We start from the raw sequence: 24595 nt of genomic DNA, 5'->3' as shown, positions 1-24595 counted from the left end.
TTTGTTTACAAAGATGCGAATGAAATTTCAAATTATTCTTATTCACTTCTCTCCTTTTCTGAAAAAATTGCCTTAATTTCAAAGTATGAAGTACATTTTACTAATTATATGGAGTTTTGTTCTTTTAACTGCTTGTTCAACAGATAAGGATAAAAAAGAAGCAAGCGACTTTTTCTTGCGCGGAAATCAAAAGTTGAAGGAAAAAGAATATTTCGAAGCCATTAAATGGTTTGGAGAGGCAATCAATAAACAAAAGGGCTTTTCAGATGCTTATTATAATCGAGGGCTATGTTTTCAAGCTTTGGAAAAAAATGAGGAAGCACTCAAGGATTTTTCACTTGCCTTCGATTTAGATTCTAAATTCTCACCTGCCCTATTTAAAAAAGTCGAAATATTACAGTCTTTGGAGCAATTCGATTTAGCGACTGAAGAAGCTAATAAATTGGTTCAGGCGTTTCCAGATTCTGCTGCAAATCATCGTTTAAAAGGCGATGTACTTTTTCAAAAAAAGGAGTTGACTAATTCTTTGGCTTCTTATGAAATTGCCTTGAAAATAGATTCCAATTTAGTAGAAGCTTTGATCAATAAAGGTGTTGTGCTACAAGAAATGAATGAGTTGGATTTAGCAGAAGCAACCTTCCAAAAAGCTCTGACCAAAAATAAGTATAAAGATTTGATTTATAATAACTTAGGTTATTTGTCGATACAAAAAAAGCAATGGAAGTTAGCTCATTTATGGGTTACAAAAGCGTTAAAAATGTCGCCTGAAAATGAATTGTATTTAAAAAACTTAGCGAAAATTGAAGAGCAATCAAGCTCGAATTAAATCCATGTAGATTTTTAATTCTTCCGCATTTTCAAGTGATGAAGTAAAGATTTCTAAGATGCCTGCTTTCGTTGATTGCGATAAAAATGTGGGTAATTTTTGATTTAAATCCTCCCAATTGCTTACTCCAAAATAATTTATTTGAGCATCTTTCGCTGTATTTTCCGCTGTGAACATTTGTTTGGTTTCCATGAATTCTTCTAATTCAGGTAAATGTTTAGCTCCAGCTAAGTTTCGGAAAATTCCTCCTCCTTGATTATTGAAAACAATGATTCTTACATTAGTTGAAATATAATTATTCCAAAGTGCATTTTTGTCATAATGAAATGCTACATCTCCAATGATGGAAATGCTTAAATGATCATTTCTTTGGCTTGCTCCTACCATTGTACTTAAACAGCCATCAATACCACTTGTACCTCGGTTTGAAAATATTTCCAACTGATCTATTTGCTCTTCAGTCCAATTTAAATACCTGACGGCTAATGAATTAGCTACATGTAAATCGGCAGGATTTTCATTTAATATTTTAGTCAAATAATTGAAAATGTAAATCTCTGTCCAATTTTTTGATTGGTTAAATTCTTTTTGTTTTTTAATAATGTGGTATTTCTCGATTAACCATTTTTGGTAAAATTCATCCGATTTATTCGAATGAAGCGATATCAATTCTTTTAAAAATTGGGTTGCAGGTACATTAAAAATCCTAGTTAAACATTGAAATGGATCAGGTTTTTCAATAGGATTTGGATGAATTAACCAAGATTGTTGAGGTTTTTGACTGCGTAAAAATTGTTTAATTCTTTTAGAGACAAAGGACTTGCCGAAATGAATATGTAAATCAGGCTTTAATGATGGCCATAATTCTTCATTGACTAAAATTAGGTCATGATAAAGCAAACATTCATTAGGTAAATTAGCAGTAGAATCACCAATAACAGGTATTCCTAAATGGATAAGTTCTTTAATGAGGGAAGAAAATTCTTCGTTTTTTTCATTTTGTCCAACTGTCACAAGGATATTTTTCGATTGAGTAATATGTTGTTGAATAAAATTCTTTTCTTCCTTATTTAATACCTTCGATTCGACATTAAATTTTTTGACACTTGAAATTTGTGTGATTGGTAAATCTTCCTTCAATTCAGGGTAAAATGGCTCTGAAATGGGTATATTGATATGTACTGGGCCTTTAGGTTCTGCCATTGAGTGGATAAAGCAGGCTGAAATTTGACTCAAAATATCTTCCTCTGATTGTTTATTCTGGGTATTAAAATCCCAAAACCCTTTTACATGTTTTCCAAAAAGATTTTCTTGATAAATGGTTTGTCCATCCCATTGACCAATCCACTCTTTAGGTCGGTCAGCAGTTAGAACAATGATGGGGATTTCTTGAAAAAAAGCCTCTACAATTCCTGGAGCAAAATTGAGTCCAGCGGATCCTGAGGTACAACATACAATTGTAGGTTTATGCGATTTAAGGGATAATCCCAAGGCAAAAAACGCAGCAGATCTTTCATCTGAAATAGAATAGCACTTTATGGTGGGATTCCTTGCCAAGGCAAGCATGATGGGTGCGTTTCTTGAACCAGGGCAAATAACGGCATCTTCTACCCCATGCAAAGCTAGAATTTCAACTAAATCTACAAGTCCATTTGGAAAGGCCATATCAAAAAAAAGCCTCAAGAGAGGCTTTAAAATTATCCAAGATAAGTTTTTAATGCTTTACTTCTTGAGGTGTGACGTAAGCGTCGAATAGCTTTTTCTTTTATTTGACGTACACGTTCACGTGTTAAATTAAATTTTTCTCCAATTTCCTCCAATGTCATAGCGTGTTCGCCATTTAATCCAAAATAAAGCGTTACAACATCTGCTTCACGTTGAGTAAGTGTTGATAAGGCTCTTTGAACTTCACGACGAAGTGAATCATTGATCAAACCTGAGTCAGGCTTGTCTTCTGAATCATTTTCCAAAACATCCAACAAAGAATTTTCTTCTCCTTGAACAAATGGTGCATCCATTGAAACGTGACGACCTGATATTTTCAAGGTATCGACAACCTCTCCAGTGGATATTTCTAATACTTCGGCTAATTCTTCTGGTGAAGGTTCGCGTTCAAACTTTTGTTCTAATTCGGAAAACGTTTTGGAAATTTTATTCAAAGATCCAACTCTATTCAAAGGAAGACGAACGATACGTGATTGTTCAGCTAATGCTTGCAAAATAGATTGACGAATCCACCATACCGCATAAGAAATGAATTTAAATCCACGTGTTTCATCAAAACGTTGAGCAGCTTTAATTAATCCTAGATTTCCTTCGTTAATTAAATCGCCTAGGCTTAGACCTTGGTTTTGATATTGTTTAGCAACAGAAACGACGAAACGTAAATTGGCTTTCGTTAAACGCTCCAAAGACAATTGATCGCCATCACGAATTTTTTGAGCAAGAATTACCTCTTCGTCTGGTGTAAGCAAATCTACTTTACCAATTTCTTGAAGGTATTTATCTAGGGATTGACTCTCCCTGTTGGTAATTTGTTTACTAATTTTTAGCTGTCTCATAATCTTGTTACAAAATTAATGGGCTATTTGTTCCAATAGCCCATAAACTATTTTCTAGTTTTCTGATTTCTCAGAACGCTCTGGCTTTGGTAGAAGCACTTTCGCTGACAAACGGAATTTACCCGTTTTTTTATCTACTTCTACTAATTTCACTTTCACTTTATCACCCTCTTGAAAAACACCATCCATGGTATCGATGCGATCCCATGAAATTTCAGAAATGTGCAATAAACCATCTTTGCCTGGTAGGAATTCTACGAATGCGCCGAAAGCTTGAATGTTTTTCACTTTTCCTTCGTAGATTTCACCTACTTCCGGAATTGTTACAATGCCTTTCACCATTTTAATGGCTTTATCCATTGCTTCTCCATTGGATGAGAAAATACTTACATAACCAGCATCATCTTTTTCTTCAATGGTAACAGTTGCACCTGATTGTTTCTGGATATCTTGAACAATTTTACCGCCTGGCCCGATGACCGATCCAATTTGGTCTTTATTGATTTTAATAACCGTAGCTCTTGGAGTTTGAGGTTTGAAATCTTCTCTAACACCTGGCATGGCCTTTTTCATTTCATTTAAGATATGTAAACGACCTTCTTTTGCTTGGGTTAATGCTTCGGATAATACTTCATAGGATAAACCTTGAACTTTGATGTCCATTTGACATGCTGTGATTCCATTTTCAGTCCCAGTAACTTTAAAGTCCATGTCACCTAAATGATCTTCATCACCTAAAATATCCGATAATACGGCATACTTTCCTGTTTTAGCATCTGAAATTAAACCCATTGCAATACCTGAAACAGGTGCTTTGATTTTAACACCAGCGTCCATTAATGCCAAAGTTCCTGCACATACAGTTGCCATGGATGAAGAGCCGTTGGATTCTAAAATATCAGAAACCACACGTAAAGTGTAAGGGAAATCTTCCATTTTTGGAAGAACTTTTTTGATGGCACGCATAGCTAAGTTACCATGTCCAACTTCACGACGTCCTACGCCACGATTAGGTTTAACTTCTCCTGTAGAAAAACCTGGGAAGTTATAGTGTAACATAAACTTGTTATATCCTTGTGTCATTGGTTGATCAATAATTTGCTCATCCATCTTGGTTCCTAAAGTTACCGTGGTCAACGATTGAGTTTCGCCACGAGTAAATACGGAAGAACCATGTGGAGTAGGTAAATAATCAACTTCACAAGTAATTTGACGGATTTCATTTAATTTACGACCATCCAAACGATAACGCTCTTGCAATACTAATTGACGAGCAGCTTCTTTTTCGATATCATGTAGGTAAACCTTTGCTAAAGAAAGATTAACTGTATGATCTTCAGGTAAAGACGCAATAAATTCTTCCACAATCGCTTTGAAACCTGCTTTACGATCTTCTTTTTTAGGATTAGCCAATTTGGCAACCGCTAAATATTTTTCGTAATAGTTTTTCCAAAGTTCTGCACGTAATTCTTCATTATGCGTTTCATGACTGTAAACACGTTTTTCCGTTTTACCAACAGCAATGGTTAATTCATTTAAAGCAGCACATTGAGTTTTAATCGCATCATGTGCGATCTTTAATGCTTCTAACATTTCAGATTCAGAAACTTCGTCTCCTTCACCTTCTACCATTAGAATATCATTTTCATTGGCAGCAACGATTAATTCTAGAGAGGCGCCAGCTAATTCGCTAACACTTGGATTTACTTTGTATTCACCATTGATTTTAGCAACACGAACTTCAGAAATAGGACCATTGAATGGAATATCTGAAACGGCTAAAGCTGCCGCAGCTGCTAAACCAACGAATGCATCAGGTAAAACCTCTGAATCCGCTGAAATCAAGTTGATTAATACTTGAACATCAGCATGGTAATCATCTGGGAAAGTAGGACGCAATGCGCGATCCACCAAACGAGATATTAATATTTCATAATCAGAAAGGCGTGCTTCCCTTTTTAAGAAACTACCTGGTATACGTCCATTTGACGCAAATTTTTCTTGATAATCAACTGATAATGGAAGGAAGTCAACTCCCTCTTTGGCCTCTTTGTTGGCTACCACTGTAGCAAGCAACATCATATTTCCCGATCTTACAACAACAGCTCCATCCGCTTGCTTGGCTAATTTGCCAGTTTCAATTTGGATTTCCTTGCCATCAGGCATTGAAATATGTTTTTGAATAATGTTAAATGACATATCGTTTTCTGAATAATTTTCCGAGTAACCTTACTCGGCTTAAAAGCTTGTTTGAAGAGTTCAAACAGGTAAAAAGGTAAATAAAACAGGGCTTCATTGGAATGAAACCCTGTTTGAAATTATTTACGAATACCTAATTCGGCAATAATTGCACGATAACGTAAAATATCTGTGCGAGTTAAATAATCTAGTAAACGACGACGCTTACCTACTAATTTCAAAAGACCCAAACGAGTGCTGTGATCTTTCTTGTTTTTCTTAAGGTGATCAGTCAAATGATTGATTCTGAATGTGAATAACGCAATTTGCGACTCAGCAGAACCAGTATCGATTTTTGACTTTGCTTTTCCCTTTGATTCAAAAATTTCTTGTTTTTTCTCAGGTGACAAATACATCTTTTACCAGTTTTAAATGTTTATAAAAAATTAATTGGCAAAAATACACATTTTGAGTGGAAATTGCAAATTTGAAATCCCTAATTAAATAGGATAATATTTATCTGACTATTTCTCTTGACCATCTTAATTTTGCAACTTCACTAAAACTTGTTATTGCGAATCAAGGGCTCTTTTCTTTCTCACGGACTAAAGTACAGGCTACAAATTTTACTTCCCTACGGGATCAATTTGAAAACTGTTTTCTTATTTTCTCTTTTCCCGTTTTCTATCTTCTCTCTTGCTTCATTTCTCTTTTGAAAACCTTGCTTTCCATTTGTCCAAAACCACTTTATAAAAATCAGCTTCAAATAATCGAGAATCTTGTAAAGCAATTTTCATAAAATAGGAACCAATTATCGTCAAAATTATATTGGAAATCCAAGCGCCAATTTGAACGACAACCTTACCTTCTTTTGCCATTTTATCCCCTTGTTGGGTTAAAATATACATAATTATAAAGAATGAAACTGCTACGACAACGGGTATTCCAAATCCTCCTTTTTTGATAATAGCACCTAAGGGTGCACCGATGAGAAACATAACTAAAATAGCCAATGAAGTGGTTAATTTATGATGCCATTCCAATTCCGTTCTACGTAAATCTCCAATTTTGCTTTCTAGATTGATGAAATTGGTCTCACTAAAAGTGATGATGTTATTGGACTGTTGTTGGGCTAATTCATATGGTGGTCTATCAAGTGGTCTTCCTAAACCTGTATGGATCCTTTTTTCAACCCAATTTGAATTTTTTAATTTTTGTAAAGAAGGTTTTATCGGTTTATTGTAATAGATGAAATAAACATTGGAGCCCGATATAAAACCTTCTTTGATGTTGTTTATAACCGTTTTTATCGAATCGGCATCATCGTACAGTTGATTGCTATTTCGCATAATTTGGTGATGCGCGAATTGATTCTCTTGTGATTTATGTAAATCAAACGCATCCAATGACATCACAATTTTACTCTTTTTGAAGCTATGAACTGCTAGGTCTGTTTGATCATTGCTAATACCTTTATCCGCATCCTCCAAATAATCCTTTCCGTTGAATAACTCAAAAATGAGGTATTTTTTATCTAAAATGGTGTACATCAAAGCGGAGTCGGCAAGGGTGACGTGCCTATTTCCATCATTGTGTGTGTGGTCATAAATGATCAAGGATTTCAACGTTTTGTTATCTGGATATTTTTTGACCACTTTAATGGTATATCCAGGTAAATCCGTATAAAAAATACCTTCTTTGATGTTCAAGGTTGTTTTAGTGGTTTTGATGTCATACATCAAGCTCCAACCCTTTAGATTTGCCCAAGGTAATGCCACATTCGTAAACCAAAACATGAAAATACTCAGAACGAAAGCAGTAATAAATATAGGTCTAAGAATTCGATAGATGGATATCCCGGCACTTTTTAAGGCTGTTAATTCAAAGTTTTCCCCTAATTTTCCAAAAGTCATTAAGGATGAGAGCAATACAGACAGTGGCATTGCTAAGGGAATGGTAATCAGAGAAAAGTAAAAAAATAACTCGACATAGATACCAAATCCTAAATCTTTGCCAAATAAATCTGCAAAATAAAAGAGTACCAAACGGAGTAGAAAAATGAATATAACGACAACAAGGGTCAGGAAAAATGGCCCCCAGAATGCATTTAAAACTAATTTGTCGATTTTACGAATATTAACTCCCAACAATTTCCTTCAATTTGTCTGTTAAATAATCCCATAGCTCAGTTGCATCTTCTTCCGTTTTAAAATTGGATGCTTTGTCTATGACTTTTAAATAGGTTGTATTGCTCAATTCGCTGACTTCCAAAATCAATTCGATGGTTGAGTTTTCGGATTGATTGGCATTTTGAAATTGAAATTTGACAAACTTATTTGATTTACTTGCAATTAATACAGCAGGATGATTCTCTTGTTCCCAAAAAAAACTAAAGTTTTGTGAATTTTGTACTGTTACTTTATCTGCAAACCATTGTTGTAGGCCTGATGCTGTATTTAAGTAAGGGTAAAGTACTTTAGGTGAGGATTTTATCTCAAATTCAAATTCAAAATGTGTATCTAGCATATGTCTTAAATTTAAAATTTGATTACAGAAGTCTTCCTTATTGTACCTTTAAACAAAGGTATTATTTCTTCATCAAATAGCAAATACGGTTTAAAATTAATAAGATTTATGAATAAAATTTGCACCTCTACTCGCTTTATGTTACTTTTGCAAACCAATTCGGCGGGGTAGCTCAGATGGTTAGAGCGTTGGATTCATAACCCAAAGGTCGGCAGTTCGATTCTGCTCCCCGCTACTTAATCCCTGCAAGCAGGGATTTTTTTTGCTCAATTATGAAACCTTCATTTGATAAAATTTACATGGAATTGGCTGAGAATCTAGCTCTTAGATCTCATTGTACCAAAGCACAAGTCGGTGCTGTCCTAACAAAAGATACACGCATTATTTCCATTGGTTACAATGGTCCACCAGCAGGTACCCACAATTGCGATGAGGATTTTGGTTCAGACGGTTGTCCTAGAGATTCCAAAGGTTCTTGTTCTTTGGCCTTACATGCGGAACAAAATGCCATACTTTATGCATCAAAAAATGGGGTTTCCTTAGAAAATTCAACCATTTATGTTACGCTTTCTCCTTGTATTTCATGTGCTCGTATCATTTACAGCATGAAAATCAAGAAGGTGATCTATTTGAATTCTTATGCAGCATACAAAGGACTACCCTCGGATGAGGGTGTCGATTTTCTACGGAAATTTGGAGTGGAAGTGGAGAAGTATGAGGTTTAGGTAAAAGGTAATAGGTAATAGGTAAAAGTTAATAGGTAATAGGTAGCCTTGAGTATTTGTTTTAAAATAAGTGATTTATTTTTTAGACACTACCCCATAAACTGTGTAAGTATAAAATAGAGGGTTCGACTCTGCTCTAATTCCTATTACCTATTACCTATTACCTTTTACCTATTTAATGGTGCACTCCTCCATCTCCATGAACATGTCCATGGTCCAATTCATCTGGAGTTGCAGCTCTAATTTTTAAAACTTTTCCAATAAAAATCAATTCTTTTTCAGCCAATGGATGATTAAAATCCATTTTTACAGTATCCTCGCTAATTGAAATGACCAATCCTTGCATACGATTGCCTTGGTCGTCTGTCATTGGGATGAAATTACCAACTTTTACAATTTCATCAGCATTTTGTCCTTCTACTTGAAATATCGATTTTGGGAGATCAATGATTGCGTTAGGATCAATTTGGCCATAAGCCTCTTCTGCCGAAATGCTGAAATCAAATTCATCTCCAACTTTTAGTCCTGCTAAATTATTTTCGAATGTTTCTGGTAAACCACTTAATCCGTGAATAAATACCATCGGTTCTTCTTCGCCAACAATTTCAACCACTTCAGGTTGTCCATTTTCATCTGGGAAAGAAAGTTGGTAGCTAATATAAACTACCGAATTGGGTGCAATTTGCATGTTGATTATCTTTTTTGCCACAAACCTACGGGATTAAATTGATAATCTAGACGTTAATTCCTAGATAATTTTTGCAACCGTAAGCTTTTGTTTAGTTTTGTACTTCTGATTTTTAAATGGAATTGCTATGATCAAAAGTGTTCAAGAGGTATTAAAAGATATTAAGCAAAACAAACTTGCTCCTATCTATTTGATTCATGGAGATGAGCCTTTTTTTATTGATCAGCTAACAGAATCCTTTGAAAATAATGTCTTAAATCCGAGCGAACAAAGTTTTAATCAGTTCGTTTTATTTGGGAAAGATCATTCCATGGCGTCAGTTGTTTCTTATGCCCGACGATTCCCTATGATGGCTGAAAAACAAGTAATTATCGTTAAAGAGGCCATTTTTTTAGAAAATATGGGTAAAGGGAAAGCACCAGCTAAAGATAAAGCGGATGAAGAATGGCGAGCCTTCGAAGATTATTGCTCCAACCCTACACCTTCTACCCTTTTGGTTTTTACGATTAAAAATTTACTGACGGATAAATCCAGATTATTTGCTCCTTTAGTAAAGCACGGTATTATTGTTGCTTCTAAGAAAATCAGTGATGACAAAGTGGCTCAATGGTTAAAAGATTATTTAGCTTCAGCCAATTTAACCATGAAACCAGATACTTTGGAGATGATGGTAACCTATGTGGGATCTGATTTAAAAAGAATGGCATTTGAGGCCAATAAGTTGATGGTAAATGTACCAGCAGGTTCCGAAATTGGATCTGCTGAGGTGGAAAAATTTATTGGAATTAGCCGGGAATATAATTTTTTTGAATTTCAAAAGGCGATGCTGAACAAGAATGTGGAAAAAGCGCAAAAAATTGCTTTTCACTTTGCAGAGAATTCCAAACAAAATCCTGTAGCACCCATGATTATCTTGTTGTATAATTTCTTTTCTAAAGTCCTTCAAGTACATGATTTAGGCAATATTTCCGATGCAGAAATAGCCAAAGAAACAGGCTTAAATCCTTATTTTGTTCGTGATTATACGACCGCAAGAAAGAATTATTCTTTAGGGAAAGTGGTAAGAATATTAGAGGAACTCAAAAATGCGGATTTGAAAATGAAAGGAGTGATTGGTAAAAATGTTTCTGACCGTGATATTATTTTGGATTTGAGTTTTATGATTTTACATTAATTGATTTAACATGTAAAATGATGTAGAAGTATGATAAGCTCCCTTCAACACAAACTTCTACCTTTTACCTATTAATGCGAATGAAGAGTTAAAATATTCATTAATATCTCAACATTCCATATAGCATTGCAATTTATTGGCTAATTCTTTTTCTAAGGCATTTCTTTTTTTAGAAAAAAAGAAACAAAAAAACTTAAATTCTGCCAGTTAATCCAAGACGAATCCGCAAGCGGCCCGATTTTCACTTCGCTATCGGCTATTTTCTTTGACCCTGACGCACATCGCCCATGCGCATTGTCAAAGCTCCGCCTACCGCTTCGCTCAAATCTTTCGTCGGATTAACCGCAAATTCATTTATAGGAACTAAAAATAAATAAAGTTCGCTGATCTCAATTACTGAGCTTGTCGAAGTATGAAAGTTCTATAGTAGCACGAATAAATCGAGTTACTTATTAAAAATATCAGTTTTCAATTAGCTATTATGATGACCAATTTTTAAGGGGAAATGGGGCCCCTTACCCCCTGCAATTTAAAACTTTACTAGTTCAGTTGTTTGATAAAATTATTGGATGAGATGATTTTAGATAAGAAAAGAGTGGAAATAGGTAATAATATGAATTAAGAGTTAAAATATTCATTATTATCTCAACATTCCATAAAGCATTGCAATTTATTGGCTAATTCTTTTTCTAAGGCATTTCTTTTTTTTAGAAAAAAAGAAACAAAAAAACTTAAATTCTTCAAGTTATTCCAAGACGAATCCGCAAGCGGCCCGATTTTCACTTCGCTATCGGCTATTTTCTTTGACCCTGACGCACATCGCCCATGCGCATTGTCAAAGCTCCGCCTACCGCTTCGCTCAAATCTTTCGTCGGATTAACTGCAAATTCATTCATAGGAACTAAAAATAAATAACGTTCGCTGATCTCAATTACTGAGCTTGTCGAAGTATGAAAGTTCTATAGTAGCACGAATAAATCGAGTTACTTATTAAAAATATCAGTTTTCAATTAGCTATTATGATGACCAATTTTTAAGGGGAAATGGGGCCCCTTACCCCCTGCAATTTAAAACTTTACTAGTTCAGTTGTTTGATAAAATTATTGGATGAGATGATTTTAGATAAGAAAAGAGTGGAAATAGGTAATAATGTGAATTAAGAGTTAAAATATTCATTATTATCTCAACATTCCATAAAGCATTGCAATTTATTGGCTAATTCTTTTTCTAAGGCATTTCTTTTTTTTAGAAAAAAAGAAACAAAAAAACTTAAATTCTTCAAGTTATTCCAAGACGAATCAATTTAATTATGAGGTATGAATTATGAGCGTTTTTAAAATTCATAACTCATAATTCATACCTCATAATTTATTTCGTCGGATTAACCATTAAAGACCAGATTATATAAATCACAAAAAATTTTTTTTTTGTGATTGCAAAAGGTGGCTGTGAGCGATTACAATGAAACATCCTTAGTAGTCGGGTTGAATAATCTTTGTGTCTATTGTGTTAAAAACATATCCCCTATTTAACTCAAGGAAGAAAAGAGAAGAGAGAAAGAGAAAAATGTGCCATTACCTATTACCTAATACCTAAAACCTAATACCTATTACCTATTACCTAATACCTATTACTTAATACCTATTACCTGACAACAATATTACTTAACCACACTCTCATCTAAATTAAATAAAATATTGGCAGTCAATGATTTAGAAATGTATTCAGCTGTATTTTTGGGCCAATGATTATCAGGACACCAACGTAAAAATTCCTTACTAGCCTGTTTATTTTCCGAATAATGTTTTTGCGTATTTTGATAAAATTGATTCAAAATTCTCAATTTGTTTGCTGGTATGGATTTACCAAACATCGTTTGGTAAGCTTTTTGAATAAATTCTTCACCCGTAATTTTTGGGAACTTTCTGGCGAAAAATGTTGCTGCTTCAACAAAAACGGGATCATTTAAGGTGTTCAAAGCCTGCATGGGTGTATTTGTACGAATACGCCTAGATAAGCATATATCTCTTGTTCCAGCATCAAATGAAACCATGGTTGGATATGGACTACTCCTGCGCCAATAGGTATATAAAGATCGTCTCCATTGATCTTCTCCATCACTTTTTCTCCATTGCATTCCGCTGTATGGCGCATTCCAGATCCCATCCGGTTGCTCTGGCATCACACTTGGTCCACCTAATTTATTCGACAATAATCCTGACCAAGCCAATGCCTGATCCCGCAATTGTTCAGGGCTAAGTCTAATTCGAGGTCCTCTAGTTAAGTATTTATTCGAAGGGTCTCTTTCTAAATTTTCTGTTGAAATTTTAGAGCTTTGTTGATAAGTAGCTGACATAACCATGTATTTCAATATCTCTTTCGGTCGATAACCCATTCGATATTGAAATACATAAGCTAAATGGTCCAATAGTGCTTGGTTACTCGGAGAAATGCCCTGAGAACCTAAATCCTCTAAGGTTTCTACGATTCCCGTTCCAAATAATTGTTCCCAAAATCGATTTACCGCCACACGGGAAGTTAAAGGATTGGATTCTCCACCCATCCAATCCGCCAACTCGAGGCGGTCTTTGATGTTATTTTGTTTAAATATGGCTGGAATGGCTCTTTCTACCTTTTTACCTTGATTTAACCAGGATCCTCTAATGAAAACTTTGGTTGGTCTATGGAATTCCAAAGGATTTTCCAATAGAACTGGTGTAGTAAGTTCGGCTTGTGTTTGGATTAATTGAAAGGCAATTTTTGGAAAATTCGTATGTTTTAAATTGGTTGGAATTTCAGGTGTTAGGGCCCAAAATGAAATGGTGGCCGTGGTTTGTTCAGGCTTGGTTTTGGAATTACTAAATTCCCAATACAAATCTTGTTTACCCGGAAAGCTAGGAATTTTAAAAAATACATATGCCCAACCTTTTACCCAATAACCTTTGGCTTTTGCATATTTTTCTTGTAAAGTAGTATCTAGTTTAATTTTTGCAATGACGGGACCATTCAACTTTCCAACATGTATTTTTACATACGTAGGCGCTGGTCCGTTGTTTCTACAGGCTATCAATAAATTCGTTTTATTATTTAATGGAACAGCTTTGAATCTGACAGAACCACCGTTACTCGGAGCTAAGTATTTATTGTCTGATAAAGCTGCCTTTACAAATTCATCGGCCCAATGTGGATGAATTTTAGGTTCCACAAAACGAACCATATTTAACCAGTCTTTTTGCTCTTTTGCAGGCAAAGATTTTAGAAAATTTTGCAAGCTGTCTAGTTTTCCATTGGCACTGGCACTAAAATGTCTGTAATTTGGCGAGTCATCTGGAATATCTTCATCTCTCGTATTATTAAAAAAGGACATGTATTGATAATATTCCTCGTGCTTGAAAGGGTCATAAGGATGTGAATGGCATTGGACGCAATTAAAACTAGTGCCTTGTAAAACTTCCCAAGTTGTATTCACTCGGTCTAAAATGGCTGCAGTTCTAAATTCCTCATCTTCTGTACCTCCTTCATCATTGTTGGTCGTATTACGATGGAAGGCTGTTGCTATATAATCGGACTCTTTGGGATTGGGTAATAAATCTCCCGCTAATTGTTCTTTGATAAACAAATTATAGGGTTTGTTCGAATTAAAGGATTGAATAATATAGTCGCGGTATTTCCATATTGTTCTACCATCGTCTTTTTCATAGCCTTTGGTGTCGGCATATCTGGCTAAATCCATCCACATACTTGCCCATTTCTCTCCAAATTTCGGTGAAGCCAGTAATTTATCTACTTGCAATTCATAGGCATTAGAACGGTTATCTTTTTCAAATTCTTGGTATTCTTTTGCATTAGGTGGTAAACCTATTAGATCGAAATAGACTCTTCTTAACAAATCGGATTTTTCTGATTTTGTAGAATGATTTAATTGTAGGCGACGATGCTCCTCGGAGACAAAATAATCCAAGTCATTTTCTTCCCAAGATGAGCCTAAACCTATTTTCTTCCAAAAGCTTGACCAAAAATTTTGTCCAGGAACGTCCGGCTTTTCTAATTTTTTATAGGCCCAATGAGTTCCCCATTTGGCACCTTCTTTGACCCATTGGGTTAAAATTTCTATTTCGGCCTGACTTAGATCAGGTCTTTGATAGGGCATTTTTTCTTCTGGATCTTTGCTATGAAGTCTTTGAATGAAGCTTGATTTTTCTGGATGACCAGGGATAATGGCAGGTTTACCCGATTTAGTAATGCCTTTAGCTTCTTCCTCAAAAAGTAAACTAAATCCACCTTGTTTTTTGACACCTCCGTGACAAGAAATACAATTTTTATTGAGGATAGGTTTGACATGTAAATTATAATCTACCGTTTCCTTATTTTCTTGGAAGTAGGTACAATTCGTCAATAAAAAGGCCGTAAAAAGAATGGCCAATTGCCAAATTTTCATGCCAAAACGGGTTTAATAACTTTCCCAAAAACATCTGTTAATCGGAAATTTCTTCCTTGAAAAGGAAAAGTGAATTCCTCGTGATTAAATCCTAAGCAGTGTAAAATAGTGGCTTGTAGGTCATAAACAGATGTTTTTCCTTGGATAGTTGAATAGCCCAAATCATCCGTTTCGCCAAAAGAGAAGCCTTTTTTGATACCTCCTCCAGCCAACCACATGGTAAAAGCATCCGTATGATGGTCTCTTCCAAAATAGGCTTGTTTTTTACCTTCTCTATTTTCTTGCATGGGTGTTCGACCAAACTCGCCTCCCCATACCACTAAGGTTTCATCCAATAATCCTCTTTGTTCTAAATCAATCAAAAGTGCAGAAACTGCTTGATCTGTTTGCATACATTTTTGACGTAAACCCCAATCGACAGAACCATCTTTGACGTTACCATGCGTATCCCAACCCCAATCGAATAATTGGACAAATCGGACACCTTGTTCAACTAATTTTCTGGCTAATAGGCAGTTATTTGCAAAGGATTCTTTTCCAGGTTGAGTACCATACAAATCTTGGATATAGCTGGGTTCTTTGGAAATATCCATAACCTCAGGAACGGAAGATTGCATTTTGTAGGCCATTTCATATTGGGCGATTCTTGCAACGGTTTCTGGGTCTCCGTATTCCTTAAAAGTTTCTTCATTAATTGAATTAATGGTATTGATACTTGATTTTCTTATGTCAGCATTAACCCCATCAGGATTTTTGATAAAAAGAACAGGTTCACCTTCTGATCGGCATTGTACTCCTTGATAAATGGACGGCAGAAAACCACTCCCCCAAGCCGATTTACCCGCATCAGGGTTTTTGCCACCAGAAGCAAGGACGACGTAGGCTGGTAAATTTTCATTTTCCGAACCTAGTCCATAACTCACCCAAGATCCCATCGAAGGTTTTCCCAAACGAGCAGAGCCTGTATGCATTAATAATTGAGCAGGAGCGTGATTAAATTGATCAGTATACATACCCTTCAAAAATGTTATTTTGTCGGATTGTGTGGCGATGTGAGGTATATGATCTGAAAACCAATGACCTGCTTGACCAAATTGGTCAAATTTGGCTTTAGGGCCTAATAGATTGGGAATTCCTCTAATAAATGCGAATTTTTTTCCTTCTATTAATTCTTTGGGACATTCTTTTCCATCAAATTTGGCCAAAGTGGGTTTATAATCAAATAATTCTAATTGTGAGGGTGCCCCTGCCATGTGTAAAAATATGACCGACTTGGCTTTACCAAAATGTGGAGCAATTTTAGGTAGTCGATGATTCGACTCAGAAATTTTCGAGGGGTTTGAACAATTCAAAAGGCTTGTTCCAAAGGCCAATGATCCTAAACCGGTGCCAATTTGCGACAAAAAATGACGCCTTGTAGCAAATAAGGCTTCCTTTTCAAGTGCTTCTTGTAGAATATTTTTCAAGGTTTAGAGATTTTTCAGGAAATTAATGGATTTTCAGGAGTTTTTCCAATTTTTACGTAAAGATTTCAGTTAAGCCAAATAAAATATCTTCTCTCATCTCTCATCTCTCTTCACAAACCTTCTCAATTAATTTTCAAATAGTTATCGGATTTAATAAAACCGAATTCTCCTTCAAAAAAGCATCTTTCCCAAATGTCTTTATTGCCCCAATAAGTAATTAGGCTACCTTTTTTGAGAGTCTTTTTAATGGGTGCAGCAGATGAAGCAAAATCTCTCAAATAGGTTTTATCGTTCATTACGATTCCAAAGTTTAAATAATCAGGAAAATTTGCAAATGCTACTAAAAAAAGCAGGTAGAAGGATAATGAAATTAGATGGAATAGTTTGATGGGTTTATTTTGATTTTTTTTATGAATGAAAATGAGGGAAACATAAATGGCTAGAAATACTAAAATTCCGAGTATGAAGGGATATTTACTAAAATAGAGCCAATATAGCTGATTTTTCCAATTAATTTCATAACCACTTAAGTCATGGTTGACGCCTATTTCTTCCATTCGTTTGGCGATACCTTGGCTTGCTTCTTTGGATTGAATACTAGCTAAGAAATACAATTCTTTTAACCAATCATTTTTCACTTTGGCTATATATGCCAAACGTAATTTGATTTTTTCGGATTGGTTACTATTGTTTACTAAAAGGGGGTGATATAATTTTTCTGCCTCCAGTAAACGATTGGAATTAAAAAGAGAATCAGCTTTAGCGAGTTGTTTTCTATCTATTTGGGAATTAGCTTGTTGTATGATTACAAAAGAAAAAAAGATAAAAAATATAATTTTATTTAGATGACTTGCTTGCATATTTCAAAAAACTGTCTTAGTTTTGCACCGCAATAAGGGAAAAAAGTTGCTCTTTTGCAAGCTGAAGTTGGCCAGTGGCTAAACTTCCCTTCGGTTCCTGAGTGAACCAATTTATATACAAGCGCGAGCTTGATGATTCCGTAGCTCAGTTGGTAGAGCAATACACTTTTAATGTATGGGTCCTGGGTTCGAATCCCAGCGGGATCACCAAAAACCACCTAATAAGGTGGTTTTTTTATTTATTTACATATATGATTCCGTAGCTCAGTTGGTAGAGCAATACACTTTTAATGTATGGGTCCTGGGTTCGAATCCCAGCGGGATCACTTCAAATTCATTCAATTCACACAATTTCTTGGTTTTTCACCTAATTTTCATTTACTAAGTACAGATTAGTATGGAATTATTTATATATTTAGGACAAATTTTAGTGTTCTAGATAATCATAATGAAAACCTTTTCTCAATCAATAAAGGCTGTATTTCAGCACTTACTATTTAAGATTTTCCCTCTTAAAAAACCATATGTTAGCCAATTTGGTCAGTTAGGAGATTTGAAAAATTTAACTTTATCAGAATTAAAACAAAATTTTGATTCCATGAAAATTGTTATTTTAGATAAAAATGATGAATTCATTAAAGTACAAATTGACGATACTTTGACAAAATATATTCTGATTTTCAACTCAAATGGAAAATTTCATCATATTCAAGAGGAATATTGGAAGGATTTAGATGTGAAATTTGAACATCGGAAATTATCTAATATCTAATTCATTCAGAAGTCATTGCTAAAGGCGATTGAATATTTTCACTCTTAATTTGCATTCTGAGGTCTTTTTACCTTAATATTAGATCAATAGCTGGATCTCCAATAAGCGCATTAAGGGGCAATGGGTGTTCTTGATTAAACGCTGATAAATCTTCGGCAGTTAAAAGCTTGGATTTGCTTTCATCTATTTCATGATTATCGTTTTGAATCGATTGTAAATCTAATTTTAAATGCTTGGCCATAAAGTGATACATCGCTTTGCGCTTACTAGGTCCATAATCATGTTTTTCCAAGGCTAAATGAACGTTCTCCACTTGTTTTTCTTGTCCATATAAGTGATAAATATGTTTCATAAATGGATATTCTACATCTGGAGTAAATTTTGTCCAATCATCACCATCTGAAACCATTAACATCGGCTTGGGTGCCATTAATGCTGCAATTTCAACATTGTTGGTTTGGTAACTACCTTTTTTATGAATAGGCATTCCGCTTTCGCAGTTACAACCACCAAAGAAGAAGGACGAAATCATTACGACTGGCGCTGAAACTTTTATTCGTTCATCCAATGCCGTTAGTAAAAAGCATTGGGTACCCCCACCCGACTCACCTGTTATTCCAATTCTATTTTTATCTATCTTATCTTGACTTAGTAGAAAGTCGATACACCTAATTCCATTGATTACTTGCAATTTGAGAGCTTTTTTCAAATCATGACTACATTGTTTGGAATCGCCATATCCAATCATATCCCATGTAAAAACGACAGCACCCATACGTGCTAAGCTTGCACAGCGTTTTTGAGCTTGTTCCCTTTTTCGACCTTCTTTGGCAGAATCATGTCCGTGCGGACATAAAATTCCAGCATACTGACTTTTTTTTTGGGTAGGTTTATATAAGTTTCCCGAAACATAGACACCGGGCAAACTTTCGAAATAAACATTTTCGACTGTATAACCTTCCATTTGTTTGAGTGAATGAATCACTGGTTGGGAATTGACAGGCGCGGGCATTTTATCGAGTTCTAAGCCCGATAAAATTTGGGCTTTAATGTTTTTTCTTCTCGTTTGCCACTCAGTGAGATTTTTGGGTGTATGATCCTTCAAAAACTTTTTCCCTTGTTCTTCTGTAAAAAATTTACCTCGGCAAAGTTCTACTTCATCTAAATTTAGACTAGTTAAAATATTCGGAAGAAGAAATGTAGCTCCCAGACTCCAAAGTGATTTTTGTGTAAAATTTCTCCTATTTATTGTCATCCTTTTCATAATCAAATGCCTTAACAAATTAATATTTTACCAGTTCTTCCTTTGGTTTGATAAGCTGCCAATGCTTCTTTGTATTGATCCAGAGGAAAAGTAGCATCTATATCCAATCTGATTTGATCTGATCCCAAAAGTTGGAAAAGTTCTTGAATAACTTGCATCCTTTTTTCTTTCGCTAAATTTTCCCACCAGGTGCTCAACCACCATCCTTTTATTTGCAGGTCTTTGAAAATTAGAATTCCAGAATTTAGTGGAATTGGTTCAAGACTGAGAAGTCCAAAAACCCACATGGTTGCCCCTTTATTCAAGCAATTCAGTGTTTCAGCTCCGAGCTTTCCTCCTACTGCATCAAAAATGGAATCTACTCCTTTTATGCCTAGACTTTTTAAGGATTGAAATAAATTTTCCTTTTCTACATTGACAATTAATTTTGCTCCAAGATCCATTAAAGTTGCTTTTTGCTCATCATTACGTATGGTTCCAATGACGTTTATACCTTTTTGCGCAGCCATCTGAATGACCATTTTTCCCCATGAGGAGGCTGCTGCAGTAATTATTAGGTATTGGCCTGCTTGTAATCCACTACTTTCCAACATGCCCATAGCTGTAATAGGATTTACAAATGCTTGACAAGCTACTTCATCACTCATGTTTTTGGGCACTGGAATTAATTGCTGAACAGGCAAACAAATATATTCTTTCCAAGTACCCGCTGCGGTGAACATGACCCTTGTTCCTTTTGGATACATCTGCCCTTCTTCAATTTCTTCAATTTCACCCATGGCTTCAAACCCTGCAGAGCTGGGTAATTGAGCCTGAATACCATATAAGCCTTGAATGAACATCAAATCAGATGGATTGATATTTCTTGCTTTTATTCGAATGAGGGCTTCCCCTTTTTGAGGTAAGGGTTTTGAACACTCTTCTAACACGAGAACATCTTCTGGTTTACCGTATTGGTGAAATACAACTTGTTTCATTCGTTTAAATTTTAATTATTTACATTGGCAATATTACCATATTTAATCTTTAAATTGTTTAAAAATTTTATAAATGAATTCAAATACTTTAAAAGGTCAAGTTGCTTTAATTACAGGAGCAAGTAAAGGGATAGGTTTAAGTATTGCACAATTTTTTGCGGAGGCGGGTGCAAAAGTTATTATCAGCAGTCGGGATCAAGTGACACTCGATGAAATAGCTGCCGATATGCGTGGCAATGGTTTGGAGGTGATTGGAATCGCATGTCATGTTGCCAAAATGGATGAATTATCATCTTTGGTCCAAAAAACCATTGATCATTTTGGTCAAATTGATATTTTAGTCAATAATGCTGCCACCAACCCCGTTTTTGGTCCTATTCAAGAAACGACTTTAGATGCATTTGATAAAATCATGCAAGTAAATGTTAAAGCGCCATTTCATTTGATGAACCTTTGTTATCCCTATTTGAAATTATCTTCCAATCCTTCGATTATCAATATTAGTTCAGTGGGCGGAATTTCTCCTGAGGCGGGTTTAGGAATTTATAGTGTTAGCAAGGCCGCTTTGATATCCATGACAAAAGCCTATGCCAAGGAATGGGGAATTGATCAAATTCGAGTAAACGCTATTTGTCCAGGATTAATCAAAACCAAATTTTCAGAGGCTCTATGGAGCAATGATCAAATCTTAAAAAGTGTCCTCAAAGGCTTAGCCATTAAACGTATGGGAAGTCCTGAAGAGATAGCTTCTGCAGCCTTGTATTTGGCTTCACCAATGGCCAAATACACAACGGGTTCCGTCATCACAGCTGATGGAGGTTTAACTATTTAATAAATAAACATGAACGAATTAGTTAATCAGTACAAAGCATTTATTCAAACTTATATTTATCCCATTGAGATGGGTGCAATTTATGGTTCGTTTAAAGCTCAATTGCCTCGATTAAATGAATTAAGGAATTTGGCCAAAGAAAAGGGTTTATTTGCTCCTCATTTATCCAAAGAAGAAGGTGGTTTAGGTTTAAATTTGCTTGAATTTGCGAGGATTTCTGAGGTTTTAGGACAAAGTCCGATGGGCCATTATGTTTTCAATTGCCAAGCGCCTGATATTGGCAATATGGAGTTGATGCACAGGTTTGCGAATAGTGATTTAAAATCCAAGTATTTAAAACCATTGCAAGAAGGCAAAATTCGTAGCTGTTTTGCCATGACGGAACCTGAACATGCAGGAAGTAATCCTGTTCATCTATCTACAACCGCTTTTCAAGATGGTAATGAATGGGTTATCAATGGCCATAAATGGTTTACCACTGCTGCTGATGGAGCAAGTTTTACGATTGTTATGGCAGTAACCAATCCTAATGCTGAGAATAAATACCAACAAGCAAGTATGATTTTGGTGCCTTTGGATACACCTGGGTATCGCTTAATTCGTAACATCCCCATTATGGGTGATGTGGGCGAAGATTATTTATCGCATAGTGAAATTGAATTTGTGAATTGTCGGGTACCTATTAGTTATTTGATTGGAGAAGAAGGTCAAGGATTTGCTTTGGCACAAGAAAGATTAGGCCCTGGTAGAATTCATCATTGCATGCGTTGGATTGGTATTTGTGAAAGGGTATTGCAAATGATGTGTGAAAGAGCTTTAAGCAGAGAGTTAGATGTTCATAAATCCTTGGCGAGCCAGCAAACTATTCAAAATTGGATTGCTGAAAGCTATGCTGAAATTAAGGCAGCCCGTTTAATGGTTTTAGATACAGCAAATCAAATAGAAACGGTAGGTACCAAGGCTGCAAAAGTAGATATTTCTACCATCAAATTTTATGTGTCTGATGTTTTAATGAAAGTGGTGGATAGGGCTATTCAAGTGCATGGCGCTTACGGAATTACAGATGACACACTTCTTTCTTTTTGGTATAGGCATGAACGTGGGGCTCGTATTTACGATGGACCGGATGAAGTTCATAAAACTGTTTTGGCAAAATATATTTTAAAGTCTTATCAATCCAAATGAGTTTAGGAAACCAGGAAATTGATTCTTTGAGGGAATATTTATTGGAAAATGGTTTTCCCGATTGCCAGGAAATCAAATGGAAACAATTCAAAGGTGGATTTTCCAATTTAACCTATTTGTTGCAAATCGACGGACAAGAAGTGGTTTTGCGAAGACCCCCTCTGGGTTCAAAAATTAGCAAAGCGCACGATATGCTTCGCGAGTTTAACGTTTTGAAAGCCTTGGAAAAAGCCTCTTACTCCAAGACTCCTAAAGGCATCTTGGCATGTGAAAATACCAATATCATTGGGGCACCCTTTTTCTTAATGGAAAAGGTGCATGGTGAGATTTTGCGCAATAAATTACCTAAAGGACAAGATTTAGACGCCCAATTTTTTAGAGAATTATCCATTAATACCTTGGATAGTTTCATTGAACTTCATCAATTGGAATTAACTGAATCGGGTTTGATTCATCTGGGAAAGCCCGAAGGATATGTAAGGAGGCAAGTTGAAGGATGGATTGGTCGGTATGAAAAAGCTAAAACGGAGGAAATCCCAACTTTAGAAAATGCTGCTCTTTGGTTGATGGATAATTTACCAACTCACCCTACCAACATTTCATTCATTCACAACGATTTTAAATTTGATAATTTGGTATTAGATAGTTGGGGAAATCCACAAATTGTTGCTGTGTTGGATTGGGAAATGGCTACAGTAGGTGATCCTTTGATGGATTTAGGCACCTTATTAGCCTATTGGGCAGAAGAGGAAGATGTCGAAGAATTAAAAATGTTCAGTTTAAGTCATTTAAAAGGAAGTTTCACACGGAAAGAAGTGGTGGAATATTATGCTACTCGCAGTGGTCTAGATATTGATCAAATTCTTTTTTATTATGTTTTTGGGGTTTTTAAAGTAGCGGCCATTGCCCAGCAAATCTATCAACGATTTTCTCAAGGATTCGCGAATGATCCTCGTTTTGGTGAGTTAATTAAGGTGGTTAGAGCTTTTGGAACCTTGGCTCAAAGAAGTATTCAAACTAAGAAAATATACCATGAAAATTAAAAATGTTTGCATTTTGGGTGCTGGAACCTTAGGTACAAGAGTTGCCTTGCAATGTGCCATTTCTGGCTATCAGGTTCGAATTTATGATATTAAAGAGGAGGCTTTTGAATCTTCGAAGAAATTGATGTTGAAAATTTTGGGACAATTAGAGAAAAGTCATTTGATTTCAAGTGAAAACTCTCAACTTGCTTTAACACGTATATTTTTCACCTTGGATGCTTCGGAGGCGGTTTTGGATGCAGATATCATCAATGAAAGTGTCTTAGAAGATGAACAGGTAAAAAAGGATGTTTGGGCAAAATTTGGAAAAATGGCACCTTCTAAAACAATTTTTACAACTAATTCATCCTACATGTTGCCATCGCAATTCGCTGAAATTAGCGGTCGACCTACAAAATTCTGTGCCTTGCATTTTCATGATGTTTTTTATTCACGAGTGGTGGATATTATGCCGCATCCAGGAACTGATTTAAGCTTAGTTCCTATTTTGGAAGAGTTTGGAAAATCCATTAACCAAGTTCCGGTTTTTGTTCATAAAGAAAACCATGGTTACATCTTTAATGCCATGCTTTTAGCTTGCATTGGTGCCGCTGGTAAATTATTAACCAAAGGAATTGGATCTGTAGAGGATATTGATAAATCTTGGATGGTCAATTTCCATATGCCTATGGGACCTTTTGGTATATTAGACAGCATTGGTTTAGATACCGCTTGGCACGTTACCCACACGCTCCCAGATCCCGCTTCACAAGCTTTTGCGGAACTCTTAAAAACCTACATCGATGCTGGGAAATTAGGGGAAAAGTCGGGAGAAGGGTTTTATAAATATAGGTAATAGGTAATAGGTAAAAGGTAATAGGTAAAAGGTAATAGGTAATAGGTAAAAGGTAATAGGTAAAAGGTAATAGGTAATAGGTAATAGGTAATAGATAATAGGTAATAGGTAAAAGTAATCATGCGAATTAAGGGTTGAAATCCTTTTGAGAAAATATTCTATCCGTAGAAGATGGATTTAATAATCTTTGTGTCCCTTGTGTTAAACCATTCATTTTAACACGGAGGGCACAAAGTTTTACATAT

General features: G+C 35.4%; 20 protein-coding genes and 3 tRNA genes. 11 read left to right on the top strand and 12 right to left on the bottom strand.

All coding sequences use genetic code 11. The annotated features are described in order from the left end of the window. Window positions 1-85: 85 nt before the first annotated feature. Window positions 86-826: a tetratricopeptide repeat protein gene (locus tag V7S76_RS07050; protein WP_459509352.1), complete on the top strand. Its 741-nt coding sequence runs from the start codon at window positions 86-88 to the stop codon at window positions 824-826. Here the strand turns inward: V7S76_RS07050 and menD are convergent. The 6 genes from menD to V7S76_RS07020 form a co-directional block, all read right to left on the bottom strand. After that, window positions 812-2509: a 2-succinyl-5-enolpyruvyl-6-hydroxy-3-cyclohexene-1-carboxylic-acid synthase gene (menD, locus tag V7S76_RS07045; protein ID WP_459509351.1), complete on the bottom strand. Its 1698-nt coding sequence runs from the start codon at window positions 2507-2509 to the stop codon at window positions 812-814. The genes V7S76_RS07050 and menD overlap by 15 nt on opposite strands. A gap of 14 nt (window positions 2510-2523) precedes the next feature. Beyond that, on the bottom strand, window positions 2524-3387 hold the full coding sequence (locus V7S76_RS07040; RefSeq protein WP_109323139.1) for a sigma-70 family RNA polymerase sigma factor: 864 nt from the start codon (window positions 3385-3387) through the stop codon (window positions 2524-2526). 54 nt (window positions 3388-3441) lie between these two features. After that, window positions 3442-5586, bottom strand: a complete 2145-nt coding sequence (gene pnp / locus V7S76_RS07035) for a polyribonucleotide nucleotidyltransferase (protein ID WP_459509350.1) — start codon at window positions 5584-5586, stop codon at window positions 3442-3444. Window positions 5587-5705: 119 nt separating this feature from the next. Further along, window positions 5706-5981, bottom strand: coding sequence for a 30S ribosomal protein S15 (gene rpsO / locus V7S76_RS07030; RefSeq protein ID WP_459509349.1), 276 nt, complete (start codon window positions 5979-5981; stop codon window positions 5706-5708). Between the two features lie 285 nt (window positions 5982-6266). Further along, window positions 6267-7712, bottom strand: a complete 1446-nt coding sequence (locus V7S76_RS07025; protein WP_459509435.1) for an LptF/LptG family permease — start codon at window positions 7710-7712, stop codon at window positions 6267-6269. Further along, window positions 7702-8091 (bottom strand): START-like domain-containing protein, encoded by a 390-nt coding sequence (locus tag V7S76_RS07020; RefSeq protein WP_459509348.1) that lies wholly within the window; start codon window positions 8089-8091, stop codon window positions 7702-7704. The genes V7S76_RS07025 and V7S76_RS07020 overlap by 11 nt, the downstream gene beginning before the upstream one ends. Window positions 8092-8252: 161 nt before the next feature. Between V7S76_RS07020 and V7S76_RS07015 the strand changes: the two genes are divergently transcribed. Both V7S76_RS07015 and V7S76_RS07010 read left to right on the top strand, forming a co-directional pair. Continuing rightward, a tRNA-Met gene (locus tag V7S76_RS07015) sits at window positions 8253-8326 on the top strand. Between the two features lie 37 nt (window positions 8327-8363). Next, the gene (locus tag V7S76_RS07010) at window positions 8364-8816 is read left to right on the top strand and encodes a deoxycytidylate deaminase (RefSeq protein WP_459509347.1); all 453 of its coding nucleotides are present in this window, start codon (window positions 8364-8366) and stop codon (window positions 8814-8816) included. 175 nt (window positions 8817-8991) lie between these two features. Here the strand turns inward: V7S76_RS07010 and V7S76_RS07005 are convergent, their stop codons facing one another. After that, on the bottom strand, window positions 8992-9525 hold the full coding sequence (locus tag V7S76_RS07005) for an FKBP-type peptidyl-prolyl cis-trans isomerase (protein ID WP_459509346.1): 534 nt from the start codon (window positions 9523-9525) through the stop codon (window positions 8992-8994). 106 nt (window positions 9526-9631) lie between these two features. Here V7S76_RS07005 and holA point away from each other — a divergent pair, with 106 nt between their 5' ends. Then, window positions 9632-10678 (top strand): DNA polymerase III subunit delta, encoded by a 1047-nt coding sequence (gene holA / locus V7S76_RS07000; protein ID WP_459509345.1) that lies wholly within the window; start codon window positions 9632-9634, stop codon window positions 10676-10678. 1660 nt (window positions 10679-12338) lie between these two features. On the opposite strand, the gene V7S76_RS06995 is transcribed toward holA, so the two are convergent. The 3 genes from V7S76_RS06995 to V7S76_RS06985 all read right to left on the bottom strand — a co-directional run bounded on the left by V7S76_RS06995 (window position 12339) and on the right by V7S76_RS06985 (window position 17442). After that, complete coding sequence (locus V7S76_RS06995; protein ID WP_459509344.1) at window positions 12339-15116, bottom strand: DUF1553 domain-containing protein; 2778 nt, start codon at window positions 15114-15116, stop codon at window positions 12339-12341. Next, a complete protein-coding gene (locus V7S76_RS06990; RefSeq protein ID WP_459509343.1) occupies window positions 15113-16582 on the bottom strand; it encodes a DUF1501 domain-containing protein in 1470 nt (489 codons plus the stop codon). Before V7S76_RS06990 ends, V7S76_RS06995 begins: the two co-directional genes overlap by 4 nt. A gap of 122 nt (window positions 16583-16704) precedes the next feature. Further along, window positions 16705-17442 carry a hypothetical protein gene (locus tag V7S76_RS06985; RefSeq protein ID WP_459509342.1) on the bottom strand — a complete coding sequence of 246 codons (738 nt, stop codon included), beginning with the start codon at window positions 17440-17442 and terminating at the stop codon, window positions 16705-16707. Window positions 17443-17576: 134 nt separating this feature from the next. Here V7S76_RS06985 and V7S76_RS06980 point away from each other — a divergent pair. From V7S76_RS06980 to V7S76_RS06970, 3 genes are all read left to right on the top strand, one after another. Continuing rightward, a tRNA-Lys gene (locus tag V7S76_RS06980) sits at window positions 17577-17652 on the top strand. Window positions 17653-17695: 43 nt separating this feature from the next. Further along, window positions 17696-17768 (top strand) — tRNA-Lys (locus V7S76_RS06975). A 122-nt stretch (window positions 17769-17890) separates the two neighbouring features. After that, complete coding sequence (locus tag V7S76_RS06970) at window positions 17891-18214, top strand: hypothetical protein (protein ID WP_459509341.1); 324 nt, start codon at window positions 17891-17893, stop codon at window positions 18212-18214. A 67-nt stretch (window positions 18215-18281) separates the two neighbouring features. Here the strand turns inward: V7S76_RS06970 and V7S76_RS06965 are convergent, their stop codons facing one another. Further along, window positions 18282-19478, bottom strand: a complete 1197-nt coding sequence (locus tag V7S76_RS06965; protein WP_459509340.1) for an alpha/beta hydrolase family protein — start codon at window positions 19476-19478, stop codon at window positions 18282-18284. An 11-nt stretch (window positions 19479-19489) separates the two neighbouring features. After that, window positions 19490-20455, bottom strand: a complete 966-nt coding sequence (locus tag V7S76_RS06960; RefSeq protein ID WP_459509339.1) for a zinc-dependent alcohol dehydrogenase family protein — start codon at window positions 20453-20455, stop codon at window positions 19490-19492. Between the two features lie 73 nt (window positions 20456-20528). Between V7S76_RS06960 and V7S76_RS06955 the strand changes: the two genes are divergently transcribed. The 4 genes from V7S76_RS06955 to V7S76_RS06940 are packed head-to-tail and all read left to right on the top strand — an operon-like array spanning window position 20529 to window position 24350. Beyond that, entirely contained in the window at window positions 20529-21287 is a 759-nt protein-coding gene (locus V7S76_RS06955) for an SDR family NAD(P)-dependent oxidoreductase (RefSeq protein WP_459509338.1), read from the top strand. A 9-nt stretch (window positions 21288-21296) separates the two neighbouring features. Next, complete coding sequence (locus tag V7S76_RS06950) at window positions 21297-22472, top strand: acyl-CoA dehydrogenase family protein (protein WP_459509337.1); 1176 nt, start codon at window positions 21297-21299, stop codon at window positions 22470-22472. Then, a complete protein-coding gene (locus V7S76_RS06945; RefSeq protein ID WP_459509336.1) occupies window positions 22469-23515 on the top strand; it encodes a phosphotransferase family protein in 1047 nt (348 codons plus the stop codon). The genes V7S76_RS06950 and V7S76_RS06945 overlap by 4 nt, the downstream gene beginning before the upstream one ends. Next, entirely contained in the window at window positions 23505-24350 is an 846-nt protein-coding gene (locus V7S76_RS06940; protein ID WP_459509335.1) for a 3-hydroxyacyl-CoA dehydrogenase, read from the top strand. Before V7S76_RS06945 ends, V7S76_RS06940 begins: the two co-directional genes overlap by 11 nt. Window positions 24351-24595: the final 245 nt, after the last annotated feature.

This window comes from Aquirufa sp. ROCK2-A2, assembly GCF_054558485.1.
This window is presented reverse-complemented; position numbering and strand designations above follow the sequence as displayed.

Bases quoted from the DNA above. Each gene is read 5' to 3' on its own strand.
- V7S76_RS06950 (WP_459509337.1), top strand. From the start codon at position 21,297: ATGAACGAATTAGTTAATCAGTACAAAGCATTTATTCAAACTTATATT.
- V7S76_RS06970 (WP_459509341.1), top strand. From the start codon at position 17,891: ATGAAAACCTTTTCTCAATCAATAAAGGCTGTATTTCAGCACTTACTA.
- V7S76_RS06985 (WP_459509342.1), bottom strand. From the start codon at position 17,442: ATGCAAGCAAGTCATCTAAATAAAATTATATTTTTTATCTTTTTTTCT.
- V7S76_RS07050 (WP_459509352.1), top strand. From the start codon at position 86: ATGAAGTACATTTTACTAATTATATGGAGTTTTGTTCTTTTAACTGCT.
- pnp (WP_459509350.1), bottom strand. From the start codon at position 5,586: ATGTCATTTAACATTATTCAAAAACATATTTCAATGCCTGATGGCAAG.
- V7S76_RS07040 (WP_109323139.1), bottom strand. From the start codon at position 3,387: ATGAGACAGCTAAAAATTAGTAAACAAATTACCAACAGGGAGAGTCAA.
- holA (WP_459509345.1), top strand. From the start codon at position 9,632: ATGATCAAAAGTGTTCAAGAGGTATTAAAAGATATTAAGCAAAACAAA.
- V7S76_RS07010 (WP_459509347.1), top strand. From the start codon at position 8,364: ATGAAACCTTCATTTGATAAAATTTACATGGAATTGGCTGAGAATCTA.
- V7S76_RS06945 (WP_459509336.1), top strand. From the start codon at position 22,469: ATGAGTTTAGGAAACCAGGAAATTGATTCTTTGAGGGAATATTTATTG.
- V7S76_RS06955 (WP_459509338.1), top strand. From the start codon at position 20,529: ATGAATTCAAATACTTTAAAAGGTCAAGTTGCTTTAATTACAGGAGCA.
- rpsO (WP_459509349.1), bottom strand. From the start codon at position 5,981: ATGTATTTGTCACCTGAGAAAAAACAAGAAATTTTTGAATCAAAGGGA.
- V7S76_RS06960 (WP_459509339.1), bottom strand. From the start codon at position 20,455: ATGAAACAAGTTGTATTTCACCAATACGGTAAACCAGAAGATGTTCTC.
- V7S76_RS06965 (WP_459509340.1), bottom strand. From the start codon at position 19,478: ATGAAAAGGATGACAATAAATAGGAGAAATTTTACACAAAAATCACTT.
- V7S76_RS06995 (WP_459509344.1), bottom strand. From the start codon at position 15,116: ATGAAAATTTGGCAATTGGCCATTCTTTTTACGGCCTTTTTATTGACG.
- V7S76_RS06940 (WP_459509335.1), top strand. From the start codon at position 23,505: ATGAAAATTAAAAATGTTTGCATTTTGGGTGCTGGAACCTTAGGTACA.
- V7S76_RS07020 (WP_459509348.1), bottom strand. From the start codon at position 8,091: ATGCTAGATACACATTTTGAATTTGAATTTGAGATAAAATCCTCACCT.